The sequence below is a fragment of the Citrobacter sp. W9 genome (genome assembly GCF_026719375.1).
In the GTDB taxonomy this organism is placed as follows: Bacteria; Pseudomonadota; Gammaproteobacteria; order Enterobacterales; family Enterobacteriaceae; genus Citrobacter; species Citrobacter werkmanii.
Genome location: NZ_JAPPTE010000079.1, coordinates 1 through 788, shown reverse-complemented (window position 1 = coordinate 788; position 788 = coordinate 1). Strand labels below are relative to the sequence as shown.

General features: G+C 47.5%; 2 rRNA genes. Both read right to left on the bottom strand.

The annotated features are described in order from the left end of the window. Positions 1 to 482: ribosomal RNA gene (locus OOJ59_RS27920) — 23S ribosomal RNA — on the bottom strand; the annotation flags it as partial. Positions 483 to 708: 226 nt separating this feature from the next. After that, positions 709 to 788, bottom strand: a 16S ribosomal RNA gene (locus tag OOJ59_RS27915); the annotation flags it as partial.

Here is a 788-nt window from a genome sequence, read left to right as displayed (position 1 = left end):
TCTTTTCGCCTTTCCCTCACGGTACTGGTTCACTATCGGTCAGTCAGGAGTATTTAGCCTTGGAGGATGGTCCCCCCATATTCAGACAGGATACCACGTGTCCCGCCCTACTCTTCGAGTTCACAACCTGTGCATTTTTGTGTACGGGACTATCACCCTGTACCGTCGGACTTTCCAGACCGTTCCACTAACACACATGCTGATTCAGACTCTGGGCTGCTCCCCGTTCGCTCGCCGCTACTGGGGGAATCTCGGTTGATTTCTTTTCCTCGGGGTACTTAGATGTTTCAGTTCCCCCGGTTCGCTTCATTACGCTATGTATTCACGTAATGATAGTGTGACGAATCACACTGGGTTTCCCCATTCGGAAATCGCCGGTTATAACGGTTCATATCACCTTACCGGCGCTTATCGCAGATTAGCACGTCCTTCATCGCCTCTGACTGCCAGGGCATCCACCGTGTACGCTTAGTCGCTTAACCTCACAACCCGAAGATGTTTCACTTCTGATTGCGAAAATTTGAGAGACTCGAACACACCGCTTTTCATTTCTTGTTTACGGAGAAATGAAACAGTGTGTCGTTTCAATTTTCAGCTTGATCCAGATTTTTAAAGAGCAAAACTTCTTAATGCACTCGAAAGTACATTCAGAAGTTCATCATTCATCAGACAATCTGTGTGAGCACTACAAAGGTCGGTTCTTTAAGGTAAGGAGGTGATCCAACCGCAGGTTCCCCTACGGTTACCTTGTTACGACTTCACCCCAGTCATGAATCACAAAGTGGTAA